The sequence below is a fragment of the Pseudomaricurvus sp. ABR4_320 genome, assembly GCF_056159445.1.
In genome coordinates this window covers 451576-477107 of sequence record NZ_JBSWVF010000002.1, presented here as the reverse complement: position 1 = coordinate 477107, position 25532 = coordinate 451576, and the positions used below count along the sequence as shown (strand labels likewise).

Sequence of the window (25532 nt, the reverse complement as noted above, 5' to 3'; positions counted from 1 at the left end):
AAAACAGCCGCTTTGACCCATGCATGCCTGAATTCGTTCAGCGCACATCGCCACTCGTAACATTTCTGCGCGGTGCCTGATGGTTCGCTTACACTTCTTATATAAAGTCTTATTCCGGCGCTTTTTCTTCCGCTCTGTGAGCCGCCGTAACAGGCCAGGCACTGAGCAGAGCTTTGACGAGCGTGGCCAGTGGAATCGCGAAGAAAACGCCCCAAAAGCCCCACAGCCCGCCAAACACCAGGACCGCTAAAATAATGGCAACCGGATGCAGATTTACAGCCTCAGAAAACAACAAAGGCACCAGCACGTTGCCATCAACGGCCTGAATGACGCAATAAACGCCAAATAACCAATAGAACTCGCTGCCGACACCCCACTGTAAAAAGCCAATCAGTAGCACAGGCACGGTAACAACTGCGGCACCGATATAAGGAATCACGACGGAGAGCCCAACGGCAACCCCCAACAACATGGCGTAATTCAGATCGAGAACCACAAAAGAGAAATAAGAAACACCACCAACTAATAGAATTTCGATCGCCTTACCACGCACGTAATTGGCGACCTGATCGTTCATTTCATGCCAGATCTGGCGCAAAACCGGCCGGCGGTTGGGCAAAAAACCCGCGAGCCAATTTAAAATTCTCTGGCGATCCTTTAGAAAGAAAAACACCAGTATCGGAACCAAAATCACGTAAATCAGTACCGAAACGACAACCGGCAGATTGGTTACTGAAAACGTCAGTACATTCTGGCCCACCGCTCCGAGCTCTTTACCAACAGAGTTCATTATTTGGCGAATTTGCTCTTCCGAGACCAACTGAGGGTACTTCTCTGGCAGCAGCAATAACAGTTGTTGCCATTCAGTCACCATTCTTGGTAGCTCGCCCACCAGTCGAACGGTTTGCTGCCAGACCACGGGAATCAACACGAGAAACAATACAGCCATTCCCGCTAACAAGAGCAGCGTGACCAGGGAGACAGCGACCACATGGGGAATACGCCACTGTTTTAAGCGCTGCACCAGGCCATCGAGAAGAAAAGCAATGATCAGGCTGGCTATGGCTGGGGCTAGAACTGTCCCCATGGTGAGCATGACTGCAAGTGCAGCGAACAGCATGATACAGAGCAGTACTGCCTCTTCCTCGCCAAAATAGCGATCGACCCAGCCCCGTACAATCCGCAACATACTTCTGTACCCTCAAACTTTCTGCAAAAGATAATAATAGACCCCATCCTGCTCCCGGCTCTCTTTTAGAAGATGTCCGCTCAGCTTGGCAAAGGTCGCAAAGTCTCGCACGGAACCGGCGTCTGTCGCCAGCACCCTGACCGCCTCACCGGCAGAGACCTTATTAAGTGCCTGCTTTGCTTTCAACAGCGGCAGAGGGCAAGCTAGTCCACGAGCATCAATTTCTAACATAGATCTATGTGTCCGATGTCTATCAGCAATCGTCGGCCTACATAATTAACTCGTGCAGACACTACATTAACGCGCCATTATGACAGAACATTGGAAAATAAACGGATCTATTCGCATAAGCTGAACCACAAAATACAAATGACGAACTTCTGACGACAACAGGCTGGTCTCCAAATGATTTGGTGGAAGGTGTCAAATCAGTGAAGGAATCTGGATGAAAGAACAAAACCACGCAGGGAAAATAACGGTAAACTCTCAGCTATTGATCAAAGGGTAAACGATATTCATTGGATCATTGATATTTTTTTGTAGTCTAATGGCTCGCTGCCGATACTAAATATTATGACATCGCGCCTGCCATCAAAATGGAAATCGGCAACAAGGGGCGGTCGCTAAACAAAACTTTAATTTTGCAGACGTTCGCAGATTATTATGATCTAACGACCCCTGCCGCTTAGGATGAGAAAACACAAAATTGTGGCAAATTTTATTTCCGTAAACTGGGGTCAGGCTGGCCGCCGTTTACTGGCTTGCAGCTGTTTTTTGCTGTTACAACCCAGCTTCGAGGCCCGCGCTGACGACCTGAATCTGCCCGTGCTCGGTGATGCCTCATCCGCACTGGTTTCACCACGTCAGGAATATGAGCTTGGCCAACGCTGGCTGCGTGTCTATCGAAGCCAGGTTCCGACCTCTAACGATCCACTGCTGGAAACTTACGTTGAGCAGCTACTCAATCATCTTGCCCGTTACAGCCAATTGAAAGATCGCCGTCTGGATGTCGTGATCGTCAAAAACCCCACCATGAACGCGTTTGCCGTGCCTGGCGGTGTGATCGGTGTACATACAGGGTTGTTTATTTACGCGGAATCCGAGGCGCAACTCGCCTCTGTATTGGCTCACGAATTGGCTCACTTAAGCCAGAGACACTATGCCCGCAGCCTGGAAAAACAGCAGCAGAGTACGATTCCAACAATGGCAGGTCTACTTGCCGGCCTGGTACTCGCAGCAACCGCTGGCGGAGACGCGGGTATGGCTGCAATCACGGCGACACAGGCGGCAGCACTGCAGTCCCAGCTGCGTTTCAGCCGCCAAAACGAACAGGAAGCCGACCGTATCGGCATGGAAACCATGGTCGAAGCGGGCGAAGACCCCTATGCGGTACCAGCCATGTTCGAGCGGATGCTACAGGCCACTCGCTTCAGTCAAAGAGCACCAGAATTTTTGCTTACGCACCCGGTAACCGAAAACAGAATTTCGGACGCCATGAATCGTGCGCAAAAATATCCTCACAAGCAGTATCAAGACAGTCTTGACTTCCACCTTATGCGTGCCCGTATCCAGCTCAGCCAGGAAAACACGCCCCAGGATGGCGTTAAGCGGTTTCGGCAAGAGCTTGAGGGCGAGAGCCTGTCTCGTGAGGCCAGCCGGTACGGATTAGTGCTCGCCCTAATTCAAAGCAATCAACCGGATTCAGCCAGTGAAGCTCTGGCACCTCTGCTAAAACTGGCCCCAGAAAAACCTGCCTACATTTTAGCCAAGGCCAACATTCAGGTAGCCGCCAAAAATTACGATGCGGCGATTACCATCCTCCAGGAAGCACTGCAAAGCCAACCAACCCTGCACGCGTACAATCTCCGCTACGCCGAGGTGTTGATGGAAAACGGGCGCTACAAAGAAGCAGAAGAGATTCTCCAAGCGCACGTTAAGCGCAAGCCGAAAAATGACTACGTCTGGTATCTGCTAGCAGAAGTGCACGGCCTGGCAGGCAATATACTCGGCGTTCACGAGGCTCGCGCTGAGTACTTTATCCTCAATGGTGTCTTTGATAAGGCCCGCAACCAGTTAAACAACGCGCTGAAACTTGCGCAGGGTGATTATCATAAGACCGCGATTCTGGAAGAGAAAATCAAACAGGTGACGGCCTTACAGCAAGACAGTCGCCTGTAATACTCAACGCCTCACCCGCTCAGTAATGGGGAGGTCGTTCCTGGGCGTCGGTTGCGCCGCCGTCCTGACGCGGGGCTAGGGTTTTAATCTGCTCGCTGAGCAACTCAACCTGGCGTTGCATCAAAGCCAAGCGGGCATCCTGCTCGGTAACGACGCTGTCTAGCTGCTCTATTACATCGTCCTGAAACGCCAAGCGACTTTCCAGCTCGGCAACCCTCGCCTCCAGTGCGACGCTATCTATTTGTTTCATCACCAATCTCTCTCAAATAACGCCGTAAATCGCTCGCAGCAAGTGCCTTACCCTCTCATCGTAGAGTATGGCCTGCCCCATGGCCCGCGATACAAATCCGAAACCCAAGCCCTTCTTCGGGTCTGCGAACCCCAGGGAACCGCCAGCACCCGGATGGCTAAATACCGGTCCTTCAGTAATTCCCGCGGGTGGCAGCGTCATAAATCCCAGTGAAAATTGCAGAGGGTTCCCCAAAACCCGGTCTTCTCCACGGCTCTGCTCTTGCCAACACCAATCGTGGTTTTCGGACCCGAGCAGACGTTCGTCGCTGGAATCCGCAAGGCTACCGTAAAAGATCGCCAAATCTCGAGCGCTAGCATGGATATTCGCGGCGGGGATTTGCGCCTGACGCCAGCGCTGACCATTTGTGCCTGTCATCAGCGTTGCGGGATTGGCGAAGGCACGATTGACCACACCGCGCGGGTCTGCCTTCATCAATGACGACAGCGGCGTTTCCTCAACCTGCTGTATACGGCGAATCGGCTCCATATCAGCGACTTCCGCGATCTCATTATCCGACAGCCCACAGCCGAACCTTGTTCCGAGCGGTTGGTTGATATGCGTCTCAAGATATTCTCGAAAATCTGTACAGCCGCTCGCGCGCCGCACCACTTCCCCTAACAGCCAACCGAAAATCATTGGCGAATAACCTTGATCACTGTTCGGCTCCCACCACGGGGATTCCGCCGCGATCAAACGGGTAATCTGCTCCCAATCATAGATAGCTGCATCATCGACCTTGGGATGAAAGGCACTGAGGCCAGAGCGATGGCACAACACCTGACGCAGTGTCATTGTCGATTTGCCTTCCCCTCCAAATTCCGGCCACAAATTGGCGATGGGCGCATCCAGCTCCAACGTACCGTCTGCCACCAACTGCAAGCAGCTAAGAGCCACCAGCGCTTTTCCCGCTGAAAAAATGTTGCTGCGTGTTTCCTCCTGCCAAGGTACTTCACGAGCGCGATCGCGACTACCCGCCCAAAGATCGACCACGAGCTCCCCGTCATACCAGAGAGCAACGCCCGCACCCACCTCCGCATAGTCGCGAAACAGCGACTTGAATGCGTCAGCCAAGGGTGCGAACTCAGGAAAAAAATCACCAAAAATGTCTGTCAAACCCACTCCTATAGCGAGATCTTGCGTCATTTAACGCGCAAAGTCGCCTTTCATCATATTGCCATTGAAACTTAACCCGGGCGCCACAAATCCGTCACGGAAGTGTCATCTCCGACCGCCAAGCTTGCCGCCAATGCTACAGGTATACCTTAGGGGCTGGCTATGCAACATCATCGTACGCTATGGATTTCCGACGTTCACCTGGGAACCAAAGACTGCAAAGCAGAATTGCTGATCGATTTTTTGAAGCACAATAAGGCAGATCGTATTTACCTGGTGGGCGACATTATTGATGGCTGGAACATGCGCACCGGCGTTTATTGGCGTCGCGATTTTAACCGGGTATTGCGACGCCTGCTCACCTTGTCCAAGAAAGGCACCCGCATTGACTATATCACCGGTAACCACGACGAGTTTTTGCGCCGATTTGCGAATAACAGCTTCGATAACATCCACTTGGTCAACAAGTGTGTTCACATCACCGCTGACAACCGGCGTTTATTGGTCATTCATGGCGATCAATTTGATGGACTCGCACGCTGTCATCAATGGTTGAAGTTTCTGGGAGACAAAGGCAACGCCCTGTTAATGTCACTCAATCGGGCATTCAATCAGCTACGCGCAAAGTACGGCTATGGTTACTGGTCTCTGGCACACTTCATTCAAACCCACCTGCCGAGAGCAAAAACCTATATTAATGACTACGAAGAAGGGGTCGCCTCAGAAACCGCGAAGCAAGGCTACGATGGGGTTATTTGCGGGCACATCCACAAGGCCGCCGCAAAAAAACTGGCAGGCATCGATTATTACAACACCGGTGACTGGGTCGATTCCTGCACCGCGCTAGCAGAAGATGAAAACGGGGAAATACGCCTGATCTCCTGGAGACAAACACTCGCCAAAGGCAGCCCTCGAGGTAACGGCCGCAAAGCCCTACCCCGCTTGACCTCGTCTCGACCTGTGGCGCTGGTAAAAAAGAGTGATGCTCGAGACGAAGACGCTTCGCCCTCTTCTGCTGCCATCTAGCCTTTGAGCGGATTTCCACAGCGCCGGCAGAAGCTGGCGTCATTCTCGTGCCCCGCCAGAGTACAGCGAGTGCAGCGCTTTGCATTCCGGCTCATTTGCATTTCATTGGCGAGCTCCGCTGTCAAAATTCCCGTGGGTACGGCAATAATTGAGTAGCCGATGAGCATTGCTGCCGACGCAATAAATTGCCCCAGGTGAGTCTGCGGAATGATGTCACCATAGCCAACGGTGGTGATGGTTACGATGGTCCAGTAAATGCTCTTGGGAATACTTGTAAAACCATTTTCCGGCCCCTCGACGACGAACATAATGGAGCCGAAAATGATACACATCACCAATACCGACGAAAAAAACACCAAGATTTTGCGGCGCGACTGTAGCATCGAGCGCGCCAGAATGTTCGCTTCGGAGAGATAACGGGCAAGTTTTAACACGCGAAATACCCGCAGCACTCGCAGCAGGCGAATCATCAGCAGGTAATTGACACCGGTGATAAATAACGCCAGATAGGAAGGCAATACGGCAAGTAAATCAACAATGCCGTAAAAGCTTCGCATGTACTCCAAGCGCTTGGGGGAACAGTAGATCCTAACCAAATACTCTGCCGTGAACAACAGGGTAAATGCCCACTCAATCGTATGCAGCCAGTCACCATAGCGATCGTTCAAGCTCTGCACGGATTCCAGAATCAATGCCAGAACACTCAGTACAATCGCGTAAATCAAAAAAACATCGAAACGCTTTCCCGCCGGGGTGTCGGTACCGAAAATGATGGTGTGAAGTTTCTTCTGAAGGGGTGTTTGAGCCATGAACCTGCCTAAAATACGGGGCGATACTGCGAAAAGACGCCAACGGGCACTATATTACTGAGAGAAACATTTAAGTCGAGTTAGGAAGAGACAGAATCATAGCGTTATTAAATAATGTTACCAGCGTCTCGAAATCACAACCTGCCAAGCGCCAAGTCTGTTTTTTCACAACAATTTCTCTAAACTTAGATCAAATTGATTATTATGTAACCGCTCGACCGCGGATATGTCTCGGCGATTGCTACCTGCAAGGATGGTGGCATGTGTTTCTCAGAAAAGGACTCGCAAGGTGAAAATTGATTTTCAGCGACTGTTTCGTTTAATGGCGTATTGTCTCATCATTGCCAGCACCAGCAGTTGCGCCAATCTCAGCGAACAATGGCAATTGAAAAGTGAGCAGGAATCCCTGCGCTACTACACCCGACAAAGCCATGCTGCGGACACCTTGCCCGAATTCAAAGCGAGCATCACCGTGCGAGCGCCCATTCGCAAGGTGAAAGAACTTCTGATGGACTTTAATCGCCACCCCCAATGGGTTCACGGCTGTGAGCAAAGTGAAATACTCGCCGTGGAAGATTACTCCAAAGCTTATATCTATCAGGTGACCAATCTGCCCATTATCAAGAGCCGGGATATGATAATGATTGCCACCACCGAACGCCCCGATGACCAGCGATTCATTGTTCAACTGCAAGCTCAACCAGACTTCTGTGATGGTAAGAACAGCAGCCAGTGCCTGGCGATCGAACAATCCAATCATGTTCATATTCAGCGGGCGTCTGGGCAGTTTTTAGTAACCGCAATTGACGAAGAAACCACCCAAGTCGAATGGACACAGTTTCTCGATCCAGCGGGCAAACTGCCGGACTGGCTGTATCGAGCCAATCTCGCCAATGTGCCTATTAAGTCACTGCGCAACCTCAAAGCTTTGCTGGAAGCGCCTTAACCTCCCTAAAGATTGATGAGCGGCCCCCTCTTGCGCCCGACACATGGACGCATACAATACCGCCACACTCCTAATCCAGAGACTATCGTGTCGATATTGATTCGCTCACTGCGGTGCCCACACTGCGGACAACCCATGTCAAAGGAACGGCTGCGTCAGACGGGCCATCTCAAGGCATTTCTAAAACGGCAGGCGTTTCCTTGTCCCCATTGCCAACAATCTGTCGCACTGCCGGAAAATGCAGAAACCATGGTCTCCTTTGGGCTTTTTATTGCCGTCATACTCGCCCCACTTTTTCATTTCTGGAACGTCGACTTTATCGCCAGCCCGCATCTATTCGCGTTGGGATTAGCCCTGATTTGCGTCGGCGTTTTTACGCAAAAGCTCCAGAAAGCGTGACTCTAACGCCCAGACCAATCAACTTCGCGCACAATTCACTAAGCCCCCAAGGAGGCCGCGACCACTATGAGCAAGAATTCCCGTCTGGTCTATTCGACCGAAAGCGGCCGAATCCGCCCCCAAGAGACAAAGTCGTCTTCTCCCCAGGAAAGTGACGGCATTGTTCGCCTACACAGAGAAACCAAAGGACGCAAAGGCAAAGGCGTTACCCGAATCACGGGGCTGCCTCTGACCGGGGACGATCTCAAAACCCTCGCCAAGAAACTGAAGCAGCAATGCGGGGTGGGTGGTGCAGTAAAAGAAGGCGTCATCGAAATTCAGACAGATGATCGCCAGCGCTTAAAAGATCTCCTGGAAAAGGACGGACATACGGTCAAGATCGCTGGCGGATAAACCGTCCAGGTAAAGCTGGCTTGCTCCTTGCTAATTCACGATAAACATCCCGTTTTTTACGTTTTTCGTCAGTTTTTTGGCAGGGCAACATTATGGATTCAGCAACTTTTCTGTCCTTGATTGACACGTCAATAAAGGTCGCCTTGGGCGCAATTATAACCGGCATATGTCTATGGCTAGCCCAGCGCAGAATGCCCTTCAGCAACAAACCACCATCGAATCGACGCCTCGAAATTCTCGAAACCGTCTCCAGCGATGTTGGCAACGTAAACCACTGCTTTGCCAAATATTCGTCACTGGTGATTGAATCGACTCGCTTTGGCAAAAGCTGGCCGCTGGTTCGACGTCAGGAACTGGACAGGGTCAACGAAGAATTGGTCGCCGAATTTCGCAAAATGGCCGATGCCGAAGCACGCCTGCTCATGATTGGCGAGAAAGCGCTAGAGAAGACTCTACGATTGTACGGTGCCAAGATCGCTTACTTCCGCAAGCAAGTCTATGTGGGACGGCAAGACATCAGCGAAGACGACATCGTCAAACTCAGACAAGAAGTCATGCAACTGCGCGAACAGTTTTATGACATCCTAAGTCGCAAATACGATCGACTGCTCGCCCACTGAGACAAGGGACCTACCGGTCTCAGCCAACCTTCTCCTTCAGGCTGCCATCATCGGCAGCCTGAGTCCTCGTCACCATCTCCCTCACCGACGCAACCTGAAAGATTAACGACTAAACTTGAATGGCATTCGTTGATTAATTGCCGTGACTGGGGAGAACTGGAACTATGCGGCCAAAGGAAGCAATTCTGGTTTTAGGCGGCGCGATTCTGCTCACCAACGTCTCGATTATCGGCACCCTGTTTCTGACTGGCTACTTCAGCAACGGCGAGGAACCCGAGGAAGAACCTGAGCCCGAAGTTGTGGAGGAAGTGATCGAAGAAGAACCGGAACCGGTGAAACCGGCTCTACATTCAATGAGTCAGGCCATTCTCACCTGCGAGGACCGGGTAAAAGAAGCCAATTCCGGAAGACGCATTGGCTATCAGGTAAATTACACATCCAGTAAGTATTTAGAGGAAGAGGGTCTCTACAAAATTTTTGTGGATACTCAGACCGCCAGCCGGGCTGACGAGCCCGCTCAGACCGCAGAAGTCACCTGTGAAATCGAGGCCGATTCCATGACCATCCTCGAATTCAAGGTGATGAAGAGCAAAAACTGATCAGTTTCAGCCCGCAGCGACGGTATTTCCATAGCTCATCAGCCGCTGATAACGCTTTTCAAGCAATTCATCGATCGGAATTTTTCGCAGCTTATCCACCTGCTCAATCAAACGACCTTTCAGCTTCTCAGCCATGCCATCAATGTCTCTGTGAGCGCCACCGAGAGGTTCGGGGATGGTTTCATCAACAATACCCAATTTCTCCAATGTCGAGGAGGTTACTCCCATGGCCTCCGCCGCCAGCGGCGCTTTGTCGACCGTCTTCCAGATAATATTGGCGCAACCTTCCGGAGAGATCACAAAGTAAGTGGAGTACTGCAGCATATTCAGGTGGTCACCAACGCCAATCGCCAGCGCACCACCGGACGAACCTTCACCGATCACGGTGCAGACAATCGGTGTCTTTAGGCGCGACATCACCGCCAAGTTCTGCGCGATGGCTTCACTTATGCCACGCTCTTCGCTATCGATCCCCGGATAAGCCCCCGGTGTGTCAATCAGCGTCAGCACCGGCATTTTAAAACGCTCGGCCATTTCCATAAGGCGCAGCGCTTTACGATAGCCTTCCGGCTTCGGCATGCCGAAGTTACGCTGCACTTTTTCTGGCACACTGCGGCCTTTTTCTTCACCGATAACCATCACTGGACGCCCGTCCAAACGAGCCACACCGGCGACGATGGCTTTGTCATCGCCGAAATGGCGATCGCCATGTAGCTCATCCCAATCGGTGAACATACGCTTGATGTAATCTACCGAGTAAGGACGCTGGGGGTGACGAGCCACCTTGACCACTTGCCAGGGTGTCAAATTGGAGAAAATGCTCTCCGTCAGCTTGATGTTCTTCTCTCTCAACTTGGCGATTTCTTCAGCAATGTTGAGATTGTTGTCACTACTTACTAGCTGTAGCTCTTCAATTTTGGATTCAAGTTCTGCGATGGGTTGTTCGAAATCGAGAAAATTTGGATTCATAGCCAGTAGAAGTTCCAGGGAGATACTTTAAGAATTGACAAAAGTAATCGTAGGGTTTGAGACGGAGAAGAGGCGCAGCTCATCTACTCGTGGACCTTAAACGAATTGCGGTTACGAGTCGACCATTTTCACTGAAAAAAGCCCTCTTCTGCTTGCGGACCGTCCCCGCAACCCTTTGTTAAACAATAACTTTCCTTTCACAGCTATCGACGAAAATCGTAGATTTAAGTCAGCGCTGATATTCCAGATGCACGTTGTCAGACCCGCAAATCTCACGCAGGTTCTCGATCAATTCATCGCGCGGCTTAACACGCCAATCCGGCCCCAGCAGCACACTGCCAGAAGCATCTGAACGGTGATAATCAATTTTAATGCGACAGCGCCCCTCGCGATGGGGGGTGAGTAGCTTTTGCAAATGAGCTGGAAAGTCCCGCTCGACACGATCGGCATAAAGATTAATAACAAGGCTCTTTGCCAGATCAACCCTCGCATCGGCTAGGCTAAGAATCTCGTCGGCACGCATTTTTAAACCACCGGAAAAATCGTCATCAGAGACGGTTCCGCCAATCACTAGCATGGCGTCCTTAACCAATTTGTCGCGGTTATCACGGAACGCATCGGCAAAGACGGCGCATTCGATACGACCAGATCTGTCATCGAGAGTGACAAACGCCATATTGTCACCACGACGTGTTTTCATCAGACGCAAAGCGACGACCATTCCAGCGACATTCTGAGTCGCTTTGTCCGGACGTAAATTGGCAATCCGGGATGACACCAAATATTGCAGCTCACGCTCATATTCGTCGATCGGGTGGCCGGTAAGATAAAGACCAAGGGTTTCCTTCTCCCCTTGCAGCCGTTCTCGTTGCGGCCAGCTTCGCACCCGGCGATATTCCTCATAGACATCGCCACCGTCACTGTCGCAGGGGGCGACGTTCCCAAATAGGTCTGTCATGCCCGCGTTGGAATTGGCCGATGACTGCTCCGCCGCCTTAACCGCCTCCGGCATGGCCGACATTAACATCGCCCGCGCCGAATCACGATCAAGCTGAGGACCAATCGTATCCAGCGCCCCGGACCGGATCAGAGCTTCAAGCGCACGCTTGTTCACCCGCCGGGTATCGACGCGAGCACAGAAATCAAACAAGTCTTTAAACGGGCCTTCTGCTCTGGCTTCAATAATTGCCGCCACAGGGCCCTCACCCAATCCCTTGATCGCACCCAAACCGTAAATAATGTTACCGGCTTCGTCCACGTTAAATTGGAATTCACCAGCATTGACATCGGGAGGCAACAGTTGCAGCCCCATTTTCCGGCACTCTTCAACAAAAGTGACCACCTTGTCGGTCTTATCCATGTCCGATGACATGGTGGCGGCCATAAACTCTGCCGGATAATGGGCTTTAAGCCACGCCGTCTGGTAGGAAACCACCGCATAGGCTGCAGAGTGGGATTTGTTAAAACCGTAACCCGCGAATTTCTCCACCAAATCGAAAATTTTCATCGCCAATTCGGGATCGACGCCCTGCCCTTTTGCGCCGTCTTCAAAGGTACTACGCTGCTTGGCCATCTCTTCGGGCTTTTTCTTACCCATCGCCCGACGCAACATATCCGCGCCGCCGAGGGTATAGCCCGCGAGCTCCTGAGCAATCTGCATCACCTGTTCCTGGTAGACGATAACCCCGTATGTAGGCTTAAGGATCGGCTCCAGTTTTTCGTGTTGGTACTTGGCGTCGGGATACGCCACTTGAGCGCGACCGTGTTTCCGGTTGACAAAGTCGTCCACCATGCCCGAATCCAGTGGCCCCGGACGGAACAGGGCGACCAGTGCAATCATGTCTTCGATGTTGTCCGGCTGCAGGCGCTTAATCAGATCTTTCATGCCGCGGGATTCCAACTGGAACACCGCTGTGGTTTCCGCCGCTTTTAACAATTTGAAGGTATCAGCATCATCCAGCGGAATGGCTTCGATCACCAAAGGCTCTTCGCCCTCACGCTCGCGACGACGATCGATCATCTTGCGCGCCCAATCGATGATGGTCAGCGTTCGCAGACCAAGGAAGTCAAATTTGACCAACCCCGCGTCTTCCACATCACCTTTATCGAACTGGGTCACCAGACCAGCCCCGGATTCGTCGCAATACAGGGGTGCAAAGTCTGTCAATTTGGTAGGAGCAATCACCACCCCGCCAGCGTGCTTGCCGACGTTACGGGACAGTCCCTCAAGGCGTAACGCCATCTCCCAGATTTCCTGCCCCTCTTCATCGACCGCCAGAAAATCGCGCAGGGTTTCTTCCTGCTCGTAGGCGACTTTCAGCTTCATCCCCGGATCCGGGGGAATCATCTTGGACAGTTTATCGGCCAGGCCATAGGACTTGCCCTGCACCCGGGCGACATCCCGAACCACAGCCTTTGCCGCCATGGTTCCGAAGGTAATGATCTGGGAAACCGCATCCCTACCGTAATTGTCTGCCACGTACTGAATGACCTGATCGCGGTTTTCCATACAGAAATCGACGTCGAAGTCAGGCATGGAAACCCGTTCCGGGTTCAGAAACCGTTCGAAGAGCAGATCGTATTCCAGCGGATCGAGATCGGTAATCTTCTGTACGTATGCGACCAGTGATCCGGCACCGGAACCCCGCCCCGGTCCGACGGGTATATCGTGGTCCTTAGCCCACTGGATAAAGTCCATCACGATGAGGAAGTAGCCCGGGAATCCCATCTGCATGATGATATTGAGCTCGAATTGCAATCGCTCCTCATAACGGGCGCGAATTTCTGGAAAATCCGGCTGCTCAACGTCATAAAGAAACGCCAATCGCTCATCCAGCCCTTCATAGGAAATCTTTTCAAAAAAGATATTGGTACGCAGCATCTCGGCGTAATCAGACTCGCTCTCTCGCCCTTCCCACTTGGCGGTCATGGCAGAGCGAGCGTAACCCTCCAGAGTTGCATAAGAGATGCGCTGTTGAAAAAATGGATCCTTTTCAAATCCATCCGGAATCGGGAAGTCCGGTAGATAATACGTACCCAATTCAATTTCAACGTTACAACGACGGGCAATTTCGACGCTGTTTTCCAATGCTTCGGGAATGTCCTTAAAGAGCTCTGCCATTTCTTCGGCACTGCGCAAATACTGTTGCTCGCTGTATCGACGTTCACGGCGAGGGTCATCCAGCACCCGTCCCTCGGCAATACATACCCGAGCCTCATGGGCATCGAAATCCTCTCCGGACAGAAATCGAACATCATTGGTAGCAACCACAGGGCACTGAGCGACTTCCGCCAAAGCGACAGCACGGTGCAGATAATCTTCCTCCTGAGGGCGACCGGTACGCTGTAACTCCAAATAAAAACGATCTGGATAAAGCGTCATCCACTCGGCCAACTGCGCTTCGGCGAGAGAATCTTTACCGCTCAACAGAGCGACACCGATATCACCGTGACGACCACCGGACAGAGCGATAACCCCATCGGCATAATCGGCAAGCCATTGGCGATTCAGATAGGGCTTACCCAGGTATTGCCCCTCGCGATAGGCCAACGAAATAAGTTCCGTGATATTGCGATACCCTTTTTCATTTTGGGCTAACAGCGTCAACAGAACAGGGTCACCATCAGATTCAGAATCTCTAATGAGAAAGTCACTGCCAGCGATTGGCTTGATTCCCGCCCCCTGGGCCGCCTTATAGAACTTAATCAGGCCAAAAAAATTACAGTGATCAGTGATTGCACAGGCGGGAAACCCCTGACTTTCCAATTCGCCGACCAAACCTTTGATGCGAATCAGACTATCGGACAGAGAGAATTCAGTATGTAACCGCAGATGAACGAATTGGGGATCCATGCAAAACCAGATGCTGAGGGAATGATAAGGATGAGGGGATAAGTTTAGCGGAAGATGGCCGCAATGTTGATGGCCAAAAATCAGAATGTCACGGGGAGAGAAGTGGGCAGCCGACAAGCACCCCCCTAAGAGGGATAACGGCGCCCGCCGACGTAATACGTCTTAGTCTAGGAGTTCATCGATACCGGAATCCAGATCGTGACACTGCTCGAGATTTCCCAGGATACCGGAAACATCGGCACCAATCGCCTTGGCAATATCACCGGGAAAGTTTGCAACGATGTCTTCATCGGATTGCTCGGCCTCTAACGCCCGGTGCAAATACGACGCTAAGAAGAGTACCCCCGCCAAACGTGAATCTTCGGCTTCCAAGGGTTGCCATTGATGTTCTATCGACACAACAATTGGCTCGGGAAACTTCCACATATTGGCCACCTTGGCGCCGACGTCGGGAGAAGTAAAACCCCAGGACGACATTTGCAGCTCCTGCCGATTTCCCCCTTTAGCGACGACCCGATCAATTTCCTGCGCCTTTTCAGACATCAGCATGTGCACCAGCAAACGCCCAATATTGGATAACATGCCAGCGGTAAATGCCGTTTCAGCATCCTGTTTCACATGCGGTGCCAACCAGCGAGCAAGTTCGGCCCTGCCAAAACTCTCTCGCCAGAAGCCTTTCAAATCAAATCCGGGCGGAGCTTTAAATGTCGACACAAAACCGCTCGCCAATACCAGCGTTCGCAGTGAATTAAATCCGAGACGAACAACCGCTTCGTTGATGGATGAAATCTTACGTTGACCACCGTATTTGGTGGAGTTGGCCAAGCGCAATACCTTTGCCGTCAGCACTTGATCCATTCCGACTTTTTTCGTCACGTCATCAATATCAAAATCGCCACTGTCGAAACTCTGAATCAGCTCTTGGACAACTTTAGGAATGGACGGTAATTCTTGGGCCCGTGTGAAAAGTTCTTCTATTTGCACAGACACTACCCCTTTTAAGGTTTGTTCCTTAAAAGCATAGAAGAAAAACGCTTGAGTACCCGAAGATATGAGACAATTTTGATGGCCAGGTCAAAATATGTCACGCCAGACATCTTGAAACCAAAAACGCCTTTTACGACAAGAAGAAAAATGACAAACCAATTTACTTGAACCACACCAGGCAAGCCCAGTGTGGCTACAGAGACGACAGTAGACGTGCTTAACGAGGCTTGAAATTCAGCATGCGATTTAGCGGAATCATGGCGCCTTCACGCGTATCCGCATCGACAAAGATCTCCCGATCGTCACCGTTTTCAAGTACTGACTTGAGGTTGTCCAAGGCATTCATGGCCATCCACGGACAATTGGCACAACTGCGACAAGTAGCACCATTTCCGGCCGTCGGAGCAATGTGAAACGTTTTGTCAGGACATAGCTGTTGCATCTTATAGAAAATGCCCTGATCTGTTGCCACGATAAATTCTTGATTCGGCATGGTCTGGGCGGCTTTTATCAACTGAGATGTAGACCCAGCGACATCCGCCAACTCAACAACACTGTCGGGGGATTCGGGATGCACAAGAACCGCCGCATTGGGATAGCGTGATTTTAGATCCTGGATGCCAACCGCTTTAAATTCTTCGTGGACGATACACGCGCCGTCCCACAGCAGGACGTCTGCGCCGGTTTGATTGCGCACATAACTCCCGAGGTGCTTATCAGGTGCCCAGAGTATTTTCTCCCCACGGGCGTCCAGATAATCGACCACGTCAAGAGCAATGCTTGAGGTAACTACCCAGTCAGCACGCGCTTTCACCGCTGCCGACGTATTCGCGTACACAACAACCGTGCGATCAGAATGTTCGTCACAAAAGGCTGAAAACTCCTCAACAGGACAGCCAATATCCAAAGAACAGGTCGCCTCCAGAGTAGGCATCAGAACACGCTTTTCAGGCGTGAGAATCTTCGCCGTTTCCCCCATAAAGCGCACACCGGCAACGATTAGCGTGTCGGCTTTATGTTGCTTGCCAAAGCGCGCCATCTCAAGAGAATCGGCAACACAGCCACCAGTCTCTTCTGCGAGAGCCTGAATTACAGGATCCGTATAGTAGTGTGCGACGATAACCGCATTATTCTTTTGCAGAAGCTCACGGATATCCCGCTTATAGGACGCCTGCTCTTCCGGACTCATGACATCCGAATGAACGACAGCCAGATGCTCGCGAACAATCTCTACCGCATCCGAACGTGGGGCTTTTTCAATGACAGTCATGGGCATGGTCTACAAATTATGGCGCTCAATTTTAACATAGGGGCCTAGCAAATACGCAATCCACACAAATTGAGACGTCAAGTTTTATAAGATTTGTTTAAAATAACAACATACTGATTTATTTTTCGACAAATCAATGACTGTCTGATGTCAATCCAGGAACATAAAAAAAGCCCCTGAAGCTCCGGGGAGATCTCGGAGTCAGAGGCAATGAGAGGAGTTCTTTACACCAGTGAGGCCATGGGATCCGGCCTCCTGGAGAAATTAAATCGCCGTGATTTCTTCCACCTGGGAGAACTCACTGCCAAGGCCGTCACTGTCGATCGCCTTGATTCGAACCTGATACGTCCCCGCTGGCAGCACCAATTCCACGTCGGTTTGCAAACCGTCACCAACATTAATACTGGTATAGTCTTCGTCATCTTCTCCCTTGTACTGCAGGAGGTAACCTGCCAATTCATAGGGATATAAAGAGGCGCCGTCCGTCCGCTCCTGAGGGATGGTCCAGGAGACGGCTAAGGTTGCATTGACGACCTCTTCGGTTACGGGCTCTTCCACAACAGGTTCTTCAACTACCGGCTCTTCGACAACCGCAATGCTTTCGCCAATGAGGCGGTAGTAGCAGGACTTAAAGGTACCTGAGATTGGGTCACCAAAGTTAGCGTTGCCACACCAGACGCCATCTTCGAAGGTCGAAATGTTGTAAGCGCCGTTGGCGCCATAACGCACCTCTGCCAAACCATCGAATTCACAGGATGCCTTTTCTCGAGAGCAGTAGATCCAATCGGTTGTCGCTGGCACTTCAACATCAACGATTTCCTCTTCGACGGGTTCTTCAACCACAGGCTCCTCAACAACCGGTTCTTCGACGTCTTCCTCCGGCTCATTCACGACCACCTGAGTTTCAATGAGACGATAATCACACTGCTTAAACGTGCCGCTCAAGGGGTCGTCAAAATTGGCGTTGCCACACCAGACGCCGTCTTCGAAGGTGCCGTAATCGTAAGTGCCATTTTTGCCGTAACGCACTTCCGCAAGCCCATCGAACTCGCAGCTGTCTTTCTCTCTTGAACAGTAGGTCCATTCGCCATAAACGATGGTTTCAGTACCTGACGCTTCAGTCTCCGCTTCGACAACTGGCTCTTCTTCAGCTGGCGCTTCCTCAACCGGAACCTCTTCAACCGCTACCTCCTCCTGTAGCCGGAATTCGCACTGTTTGAACGTTCCAGGCAATGGATCGTCAAAGTTCGCATTACCACACCAAACACCATCTTCGAAGGTGCCATAGTCGTAAGTGCCATTCTTGCCGTAACGAACTTCAGCAATTCCATCAAATTCACAGCTGGCTTTTTCTTTTGAGCAGAAGGTCCAGTCGCTGGCGCTCGCAGGTCCCGCCAGGGCAAAACCCGTCGCACAGACTGCGAGGGAAAGTAAGGTTTTCTTCGAAACGCGAAAAGTGTTCATAAGTGAGCCTCTATCTATATCTGAATATCAAACGAGTCAGATCACCTCCTGTGATATCTGAGTTAAACGTTACACAGAGGGAATAAGAGAGATAAGCTGATATTCCGTCTGCTTATCAAAACTGAGAAAAAGGCCACGTAGAAATTGTGAATCCGCCAAAATAAAGACGAGAGAGATAGAACTCAAAGGCATATAGAGATGATATTCGTGCCAAACGTGCGCTAGGTCACGCCTATGGAGACCGCACCGAATAGGATGACTTTGAGCGAAAAACGAAGCGCAAGGGATACACTTGCAACGTAATGAAGTAGCACTATCCTTATGACCACCAACCTACCCACCAAATCGAGAACACACTATGTTCCAATCGTCCGTTAACTGCCGGGCAACTCGGTTATTGCAACGTGCTCTGCTTACACTGACTTTCGGTGCCTGCCTGATGTCGGCCATGAGTGCCAGGGCGGACTATTCATTTACTCTCAGCGAAACCGACATGACTCGGCTGTTGTCCACTCAGTTTCCGCAACAGCTGCCCATCAGCGGACAAAACGTCACCTTTTCGGATCCGCAAATAACGGTTGCCGATAACAACAGACTCTTACTGAATTTACGGTTTGCCGATGTCACGCCAAAGACAGGTGGAAGCGCCAGCTTTTCCGGCAAGCTGCACTACTCAACATCCAATAAGACGCTACTTCTGCAAGATTTGGCATTGGTCGAATTAACACCCGATGACACGGCGAACTTCGACCAACAACGCCTACAGGCTCTTCGACAAACCTGGGACCAGGTTCAACTGGATGCCATCGACCTGAAGCAACTTCCCTTTCTGGCGCAAATACTGAGCCGGGTGACCGGTGTCGCTGTCGAGAATAAAGGTGTTCGAATTTACTTTGCGCTCATTTGAGCCAAGCTCTCGGCCGGCCATTTCATGCAAAATAATGAATTGAACGCCAACTATTTTAGGATAGGCTTCGGAATTGTGACTTGTTTTCAGAACAATTTGTGATCAAAACACTTTGATAAACAATTTCTTTTGCTATCATATCTTCATCTCGACGACTCTTTATTTGTATTGACATGAAACGTCTGCATTTTGCCATTATTGCCGCTGTGTCGCCGGGACTCGCTGTTGCAGACAACGGAGTTCCCACCGCCACTGAACGCTATCTGTCTTCATCTTTGCCGCTGCTGCCCTTTTCGGAGCAGGCGCTGCTGCAAAGTAGTATTTCTATGGAAGGCAATGATGCAGCGAAATTGCAGTATCGCTTCGGAGGAGATGAAAAAGGCTTCTCTATTGTTACCAGTTACTCTAATTATCTGGAAGATTTGGAAGATTCGTCAGACACTATCGACAACGATAATGGCGTTCCCGACGGCTACTTTGATATCGGCTTCCGTTCTAATCAAGCGCCAGGATTACCCAATCTCGATGTCCATTTCTCCCTCGGCGCCTACGGCGATTACGACGAAGAAGACGAAGCTGCTAGCCACCATTATTTAAGTGTTTCAACCAATCGTGAAATCGGTAAGTTCAAACAGGGCTTTAAATACCGCAATGTTGGTGCGGATTATGTGTCTGTAGCTGGACAGAATTACGTTAGTGATTCCGATAAAGACAGCGAGATGTACGAAACCTGGGTCAGCCGGTCGTTTAAAAATCTGGATATTAATCAGTACGCGCGGGAAACCACCCGCAACATTTATTCAGACAGCCCCTTGGTCCACGATACGCTTATCGGCACCGGCTTGCGTTATAACTGGCCAGCACTGTTCAACCTCAATACGTCGCTCTCGCACGCGCAGGGAAAGCTGGTCTACGAAGACGGGATTGGCAGCGATGGGCTGACCGCTCAATATGAAAAGCTGGAAGGCTCGGTCAATGTATCCCAGTCCATCTGGAACGCAAATTTTCTGGTACACCGCACGATTTTTGACGTGGACGGCCAACGCAGTTTCAGCAAACCAGACACCCGCATGTTCTACATTGGCGGCTCACTGCAACCCTTTGAATCGTTAATTCTGAAACCTTCGGTGCGCTACACCGAGGAAGACTATCGGGCAACCACCAGTGCAACCCGTAAATTGGCAACTTACCTGGGTATTGATTATTCGTCGCGTCGACTGCCATTTAAGATTATGGCTCACGCAGGCTACAAAGAGTCGATGAACCACGCCTGGTATCTGCAAACCAACCAGTTCTATTCAGAGGCGGGTATCAATTGGGAAATTTCAGACTACTCTTCAGCGCGCAATATGCTGTCACTAACGGTGGGCTATAACCGTTTTGAAGATGAGCATGTCCCCAGGTCCAGCAAAGACGACGTCTACATTCGCTTTAAATTTCGCAGCTTCTCTCTCGGCGGAGTGCTAGCAGCCGCCAACGACTTGATTCGTGACAGTTTCTGGTCACCCAGAAACTGGTAATTCTCTTTGATTGAACCACCAGGGCATTACGCCCTGGCCTGACAAGCTCGACAGAAATCAGAGCTGATCATTGGGATCCCCAACAAACAAATACACCGACCACTCGTCTTTAAATAATCCTGGCGTCGAAACTATGTGAGATGAAACCACCGGCAAACTGCCACCGTTGCGAAATACGGCTTTGGTTCCTTCTCCCACTTTGCGATCACTTTCTGTTAACGCCCATGCATCACCAACACAGCTACGGATTTTCGCTTTCACTCGCGCAAAAACATCAGTTGCCATGGTTTTATCGGGAAATGCCTTGGTACACACGTAGCTGGCCTGCCCCTGTCCCCAGCTCCAGATTTCACAGTGACTTCCCACCGCCTGAAACCGAGTTTCCCAAACTTCTGTAATGCGCCCCGCTTTGCGATTGAAACGAATATCCGCAAACTGGTTGTTGTAATTTCCGATGACCTGTTCAAGATTTCCGCAGTAATCCACGTCAGCATCCCCAGCACCCACAGTTGCAGACTGATTACTGCACCCCGCCAGTATGAGAGCCACGCCAACACTGGCCCAACGACACGCTGTTCTTATAAGCACGATCATAAACCGCTCCTAACTGAATGATCAGTGAAATGGAAAGAGATAATTCATCCAGGAAGCCATTCGCAACAGGATTTTGCGCATAATGGCAACGTGGTGAAAGTGGTGACTGTAGACAGCGGCCTGTCCGTAAGCGCCGCCGGGGATCTGCCCCGCATAAGCGGACATACGCTCGTCCGTCAGACGAATAACTACCGGAACTCGCCCAGGTATAGAGGTCGGAATGGATTCTGAAAGAAGCTTGCCAGACGGATCCAATTGCCCCTCGGCCATAACGGGCAAGACCTGCTCAACCACGCCGCTAAACACTGTGCCAGGAATACCATCAAAGGCCACCTCTGCGGGATTGCCAGCCTCCAGGCGTAATAAACTATTCTGTCGGAACCAGGCGACGAGAAACCGTTCTTCCCTGGTAACAAAAACCATGGCTGGCCGTAAAGGAATACTGACGGCTCGGATGCCTGGCCGCAATATCAGCTGCGTAACAAAACCGTCCGCTGGCGCTCGCACGGTCGTCTGTTCAAGATGGTAATTAGCCTCATCCAATTCCGCCTGTAGACTGTCGAGCTGTGCTTGAGCCAAATCGACATCCCGGCGAGTGCCAGCATTGCGCTTCAGCAGATCGGTTGCCCGCTGAAAATCCGCCTCTGCCGATTGTAGGCGAGCCGTCAACGCGGCAATTTTATATTCGAAGGGACGCGGATCAATTTGAAAAAGTACATCGCCCGCACGCAACGGGTGATTCGGCTGCACCGGCACATCGATCACTTCGCCTGACACGTTGGGCACGATGGGCGTTGTGACAAAATATTCACGACTCACTTCTGAATAGGGATGGTTGTAATTCATCAGGAGTATGAGAGCGCCAATAAGAAAAATACCGCCAAGCACCGCCGTTGGCACTGTCCACTTGGTCAGAGGAATTTTGAAAACCTTAAAAACAACAATACAAATTGCGGTATAAGTCAGAATAAGTAGAAGATCCATTAGGCACCCGCTCCCTCTTGGTTTGAGGACAAGGCACTCGGTGTCTGCAGCCGTGACAACTCGTTTTCACAGTCGGAGAGACGCTTTTCTAATGCAGCGATTCGCTGATCAGTCGCCTTCGACGTACCGTCAGCCAATATGGGCTGTCCATGATGGAATCCCCAGCCCCGTTCGGGTCGATAGAGCGTTGCCCATATCCAGAGAAAGGGCCAGAGCACATGCAGCGTAAACAGACTTACCCAGCCCGCGTAGTGAATGGCATCCTGATGGGGGTGCTGGCGTTTAACAGAAATTTCGTAGGGGATATCGTGTATGGCAATGATGCCATAGAAAATGGTGACGAAGGCGAAGAGAAGAATGGCAAGAGCCACGTAATCCAGCATCTGAAACCTCCCTGTAACATAGACGCAAGTCGCGAACAGTCATTACTGCCCACTGGATGCTTTGCAAAATAACACGTGCCAGCGCACGCGAACAAGCCAATTCCAGTGATTGCCTTCTTTCGCAATCACAGCCTGAAGTTGCGCCTTACACCGTCAACCGCTGCCATGAGCTACTGACAGCAAACTGCCTTACAGAGCTCCCACGCTAGAGTGATGGCGACTGCACCCCCTTACGTCGCCAGCGACTGGCCCAAGGTGCGGCCGTCACACCATGGGCAATCACGCTCAAGAGAATCGTCAAAGCCACGACAGTGGCAATGTCGTCGGTATGAGGAAGACTGGTATCAATCACCATAACCACAAACACGATACTGGCCAAACCTCGAGGACCAAACCAACCTAAGAAGAGGCGCCCTTCTGTCGATATCCCGGTTCCAATTAAACATAAAAAGACCGGCAGCATTCTCAATACCGTCAAACTCAAAAGCGCATAGACAAGTATCTGCCACGTCAGATTTTCAAAACTCTGCCCCAATACCGTCGCCCCGAACAGCACCCAAGTCAGCAGAGAGAAGGTGTCACCAGTAGCCTCTGCGGACACCAACAAAGGCTCTCGCTCCTGCTTCGTAAAATACGCAAAAAGCAAACCGCCACAGAATGCGGCAATAAAGCCGCTACCGTGAAGACTTTGTGCGGCTGAGAAACAAACAATAGCCAAACCAACAACGGGTACCTGCATCCAATCTGGCGTCAGCCACCCCCGATTTTGCGCGCCACGAATCAATGCGACCGCCAAACATACAGAAACGCCCCCCACCAACATACCAATGCCAATTTCTTCGATCATCAATTGCAACGCCAACAATTGCTGACCTGATGAAGAAGGTGCAGATTCCGTCGCAGAAAGCGTCAAAAACAAAAGCAGAACAGGCACACAAATACCATCGTTTAAGCCACTTTCCGCGTTCAACCCCGCACGAAAATTAGCCGGTACAGCGTGATTCTTTAATACAGCTTGACCAAGAGCCGCATCGGTTGGCGCCAGAATGGTCGCAAGCAACGCCACCTCATACCAAGACATATGGGGAAAGAGAAAAATACCTGCTCCAAAGCTGAAGGCCAGCGTTATCGGCAGGCCGATAAGCAACATGCGCAGAGGAAGAAAAGATGACTTGCGCAACGTCGGGAGATCCGCAGACGCCGCATCACTAAAGAGTACCAAGGCCAAGGTAATTTCGGCTAGCCATCGGATGGTTTCAGCATTTGCCTGAAAACTCAGCCAATGCAACCCCAACGGGCCCACAGCGAAGCCGGTAGCGATAAAGAGTATCGGGCCAGTTAACCATGAGCGGTCAACTCGACCCGCGATACAACTGTAGATGAGCGCGATGGATGCCAGCAGGGTTAAATCCTGATACAAGCTCAAACACTCCCGGCATCTTTCACAGTACTTACACGATCAGTTTGCTCGACGTAGAGCGCAAACCTTTATGTGCCCGACGCAGGCTAACATCCGGCAAAAACCCGGCCCGGTTATGGACTAGCGGGTATCGCATCACCAGACCCGGCCTGATAAGGGTATTTCGCAAATATCTGTTTAACAACGCTCTGAATGTTCGTCTCAAGCTGTTCACGAAACTCATCGGTCACCTTACCCACGGCGACGCCTTCCCAAACCAGCTGTTTTTGCTCTGAATCGACCAGATCAATATTCAGCGTACCCTGAGTGTACTCCGATACATGAGTGTCAGAAGGATAGAATGGCCAAGTTGAATAGTAGCCTACGCGGTAACCGTAATATCCACGCCCATAACCAACCCCAACCGAGGCCGATGGAGTCTCGCTGACCTTGGTCTTATCTTCCGTTTTAACGTAAAAATTGACCAGCAGATCCGGATCTTCTGCTTTCTGATAACCACGAGCTTCCAATTCACGACTGACAGAATTCTTTAGATACTTAGTCAGCAGAGAAGAATATTTGCTTTTGTCAGTCCCCAACTCTTCAACAAAGCCATAGGTTTTGTACGCCGAAAAGTCTGACTCACTGTCCGACATCGTCTGAATTTTAGGCCCGGAGGTGGCACACCCGGCCAAACCTACAATGAGACAAAATAAGAGAAAACAACGACTTAAACCCGAAAAATTGGATGCTTTTTGACCAGCCGCCATATCAATATGCTCCTTATGCTGAAGAGGTCATTCTGGCATCCATCGAGGTTCGGGACAATCGAGAGCGTAAAATACAGCACTGGATTCCCCCGTGGCACTTGAGCCGATGGTGGCCTGTAGGCTACACTCGACTTTTGTCGATACAACTTGTTACAGACACACCACTCCGGGTAGAGGTATTCTCTCCACTTATAGGTCATCGACCGCCCGAGCTATCCATAGAAGATACGCCAGTGATCATGTCCCTTTGGAAGGGTGAATTTTGTGCAAGTTCCCCGACACTTCAGGTAAACACTGAAACTTAAACATTATTTACGACACGACCATGAAACTGCGCCCAACACTTTTGTTCTTACTGGCATTGATGATCCCCATGGGCTCATTGGCCATTGGTGCTGCGTATCACAGTTCTATGGACGATGTGAAAGACGCCAAGCGACTGATCAACCGCATGTTGATCACCCGCCTTGCGCCGGGCCAACTCGATTATGACTTGCTCCCAGGTTTCGAATCCGATTATCTGGATAGCCTTGAGCGCAACCCTGAAAAAGTGCAGCTGCTGAAACGTCTCTATATGGCTGACCGACTGAATCTTCGGGCGGACTGGGTCGTAACTGATGTTCAGCTACAGGCCTTTCAAGAAGACTTGGTCACCCGCTATTTGATCCGCCGCAGCAAAGATAGCCAAGGCAAAACGGAATTGAGACAGGTCTCCGGCCTAAATTCTGAACTCAGACCTTTCGCTGGCGAGTCACTTACCTTCTAACGCCCCTCCTGTTAATACCTGCCACATACTGAAACTTTTCACAGAATTTAGGGTAAAATCCGCCTCCGGGACGGGATCCCCCCGCAAAATGACATATCCGTG

Annotated in this window: 25 protein-coding genes; 10 read left to right on the top strand and 15 right to left on the bottom strand. The window is 50.9% G+C overall.

Going from position 1 to position 25532, the window contains the following annotated elements; genetic code table 11:
• Positions 1-109: 109 nt before the first annotated feature.
• On the bottom strand, positions 110-1189 hold the full coding sequence (locus ACXAFR_RS05325) for an AI-2E family transporter (RefSeq protein WP_475173246.1): 1080 nt from the start codon (positions 1187-1189) through the stop codon (positions 110-112).
• 12 nt (positions 1190-1201) lie between these two features.
• Positions 1202-1420 (bottom strand): sulfurtransferase TusA family protein, encoded by a 219-nt coding sequence (locus ACXAFR_RS05320; RefSeq protein ID WP_475173244.1) that lies wholly within the window; start codon positions 1418-1420, stop codon positions 1202-1204.
• 477 nt (positions 1421-1897) lie between these two features.
• On the opposite strand from ACXAFR_RS05320, the gene ACXAFR_RS05315 reads away from it, so the two are divergent.
• Positions 1898-3367: a M48 family metalloprotease gene (locus ACXAFR_RS05315; protein ID WP_475173241.1), complete on the top strand. Its 1470-nt coding sequence runs from the start codon at positions 1898-1900 to the stop codon at positions 3365-3367.
• 19 nt (positions 3368-3386) lie between these two features.
• On the opposite strand, the gene ACXAFR_RS05310 is transcribed toward ACXAFR_RS05315, so the two are convergent.
• Both ACXAFR_RS05310 and ACXAFR_RS05305 read right to left on the bottom strand, forming a co-directional pair.
• Positions 3387-3617, bottom strand: a complete 231-nt coding sequence (locus ACXAFR_RS05310) for a SlyX family protein (RefSeq protein ID WP_475173239.1) — start codon at positions 3615-3617, stop codon at positions 3387-3389.
• A gap of 12 nt (positions 3618-3629) precedes the next feature.
• Positions 3630-4772, bottom strand: a complete 1143-nt coding sequence (locus ACXAFR_RS05305; protein ID WP_475173233.1) for a serine hydrolase domain-containing protein — start codon at positions 4770-4772, stop codon at positions 3630-3632.
• A 162-nt stretch (positions 4773-4934) separates the two neighbouring features.
• Between ACXAFR_RS05305 and ACXAFR_RS05300 the strand changes: the two genes are divergently transcribed.
• Positions 4935-5798, top strand: coding sequence for a UDP-2,3-diacylglucosamine diphosphatase (locus tag ACXAFR_RS05300; RefSeq protein ID WP_475173229.1), 864 nt, complete (start codon positions 4935-4937; stop codon positions 5796-5798).
• Here ACXAFR_RS05300 and ACXAFR_RS05295 read toward each other — a convergent pair.
• On the bottom strand, positions 5795-6607 hold the full coding sequence (locus ACXAFR_RS05295; RefSeq protein ID WP_475173226.1) for an ion transporter: 813 nt from the start codon (positions 6605-6607) through the stop codon (positions 5795-5797). The two genes, ACXAFR_RS05300 and ACXAFR_RS05295, sit on opposite strands and share 4 nt — an antisense overlap.
• Before the next feature lie 289 nt (positions 6608-6896).
• Here ACXAFR_RS05295 and ACXAFR_RS05290 point away from each other — a divergent pair, with 289 nt between their 5' ends.
• The 5 genes from ACXAFR_RS05290 (at position 6897) to ACXAFR_RS05270 (ending at position 9564) form a co-directional block, all read left to right on the top strand.
• The gene (locus ACXAFR_RS05290; protein ID WP_475173224.1) at positions 6897-7553 is read left to right on the top strand and encodes an START domain-containing protein; all 657 of its coding nucleotides are present in this window, start codon (positions 6897-6899) and stop codon (positions 7551-7553) included.
• Between the two features lie 135 nt (positions 7554-7688).
• Positions 7689-7952 carry a hypothetical protein gene (locus ACXAFR_RS05285; protein ID WP_475173221.1) on the top strand — a complete coding sequence of 88 codons (264 nt, stop codon included), beginning with the start codon at positions 7689-7691 and terminating at the stop codon, positions 7950-7952.
• Positions 7953-8018: 66 nt separating this feature from the next.
• Complete coding sequence (gene yciH, locus ACXAFR_RS05280; RefSeq protein WP_475173218.1) at positions 8019-8345, top strand: stress response translation initiation inhibitor YciH; 327 nt, start codon at positions 8019-8021, stop codon at positions 8343-8345.
• A gap of 92 nt (positions 8346-8437) precedes the next feature.
• Positions 8438-8965, top strand: coding sequence for an energy transducer TonB (locus ACXAFR_RS05275; protein ID WP_475173212.1), 528 nt, complete (start codon positions 8438-8440; stop codon positions 8963-8965).
• A 164-nt stretch (positions 8966-9129) separates the two neighbouring features.
• The gene (locus tag ACXAFR_RS05270; RefSeq protein ID WP_475173205.1) at positions 9130-9564 is read left to right on the top strand and encodes a hypothetical protein; all 435 of its coding nucleotides are present in this window, start codon (positions 9130-9132) and stop codon (positions 9562-9564) included.
• 6 nt (positions 9565-9570) lie between these two features.
• Here ACXAFR_RS05270 and accA read toward each other — a convergent pair whose 3' ends face one another.
• From accA to ACXAFR_RS05245, 5 genes are all read right to left on the bottom strand, one after another.
• On the bottom strand, positions 9571-10533 hold the full coding sequence (gene accA, locus ACXAFR_RS05265; protein ID WP_475173201.1) for an acetyl-CoA carboxylase carboxyl transferase subunit alpha: 963 nt from the start codon (positions 10531-10533) through the stop codon (positions 9571-9573).
• A gap of 229 nt (positions 10534-10762) precedes the next feature.
• Positions 10763-14386: a DNA polymerase III subunit alpha gene (gene dnaE, locus ACXAFR_RS05260; protein ID WP_475173196.1), complete on the bottom strand. Its 3624-nt coding sequence runs from the start codon at positions 14384-14386 to the stop codon at positions 10763-10765.
• 162 nt (positions 14387-14548) lie between these two features.
• Positions 14549-15370, bottom strand: a complete 822-nt coding sequence (locus ACXAFR_RS05255; protein ID WP_475173193.1) for an HDOD domain-containing protein — start codon at positions 15368-15370, stop codon at positions 14549-14551.
• A gap of 220 nt (positions 15371-15590) precedes the next feature.
• The gene (gene nadA, locus ACXAFR_RS05250; protein WP_475173191.1) at positions 15591-16643 is read right to left on the bottom strand and encodes a quinolinate synthase NadA; all 1053 of its coding nucleotides are present in this window, start codon (positions 16641-16643) and stop codon (positions 15591-15593) included.
• A 264-nt stretch (positions 16644-16907) separates the two neighbouring features.
• A complete protein-coding gene (locus ACXAFR_RS05245; RefSeq protein ID WP_475173187.1) occupies positions 16908-18107 on the bottom strand; it encodes a fibronectin type III domain-containing protein in 1200 nt (399 codons plus the stop codon).
• Between the two features lie 358 nt (positions 18108-18465).
• On the opposite strand from ACXAFR_RS05245, the gene ACXAFR_RS05240 reads away from it, so the two are divergent.
• Positions 18466-19014, top strand: coding sequence for a YceB family lipoprotein (locus ACXAFR_RS05240; RefSeq protein WP_475173185.1), 549 nt, complete (start codon positions 18466-18468; stop codon positions 19012-19014).
• Between the two features lie 173 nt (positions 19015-19187).
• A complete protein-coding gene (locus ACXAFR_RS05235; protein ID WP_475173179.1) occupies positions 19188-20534 on the top strand; it encodes a hypothetical protein in 1347 nt (448 codons plus the stop codon).
• A 57-nt stretch (positions 20535-20591) separates the two neighbouring features.
• Here the strand turns inward: ACXAFR_RS05235 and ACXAFR_RS05230 are convergent, their stop codons facing one another.
• From ACXAFR_RS05230 to ACXAFR_RS05210, 5 genes are all read right to left on the bottom strand, one after another.
• The gene (locus ACXAFR_RS05230; RefSeq protein ID WP_475173171.1) at positions 20592-21128 is read right to left on the bottom strand and encodes a hypothetical protein; all 537 of its coding nucleotides are present in this window, start codon (positions 21126-21128) and stop codon (positions 20592-20594) included.
• Between the two features lie 21 nt (positions 21129-21149).
• Positions 21150-22112, bottom strand: a complete 963-nt coding sequence (locus tag ACXAFR_RS05225) for an HlyD family secretion protein (RefSeq protein ID WP_475173164.1) — start codon at positions 22110-22112, stop codon at positions 21150-21152.
• Complete coding sequence (locus ACXAFR_RS05220; RefSeq protein ID WP_475173158.1) at positions 22112-22495, bottom strand: DUF3302 domain-containing protein; 384 nt, start codon at positions 22493-22495, stop codon at positions 22112-22114. Before ACXAFR_RS05220 ends, ACXAFR_RS05225 begins: the two co-directional genes overlap by 1 nt.
• A gap of 205 nt (positions 22496-22700) precedes the next feature.
• Complete coding sequence (locus ACXAFR_RS05215; RefSeq protein ID WP_475173152.1) at positions 22701-23915, bottom strand: cation:proton antiporter; 1215 nt, start codon at positions 23913-23915, stop codon at positions 22701-22703.
• 113 nt (positions 23916-24028) lie between these two features.
• Positions 24029-24550 (bottom strand): DUF4136 domain-containing protein, encoded by a 522-nt coding sequence (locus ACXAFR_RS05210; RefSeq protein ID WP_475173149.1) that lies wholly within the window; start codon positions 24548-24550, stop codon positions 24029-24031.
• Positions 24551-24989: 439 nt separating this feature from the next.
• On the opposite strand from ACXAFR_RS05210, the gene ACXAFR_RS05205 reads away from it, so the two are divergent.
• Positions 24990-25430 carry a hypothetical protein gene (locus ACXAFR_RS05205; RefSeq protein ID WP_475173146.1) on the top strand — a complete coding sequence of 147 codons (441 nt, stop codon included), beginning with the start codon at positions 24990-24992 and terminating at the stop codon, positions 25428-25430.
• The last annotated feature ends 102 nt before the right edge of the window (positions 25431-25532 follow it).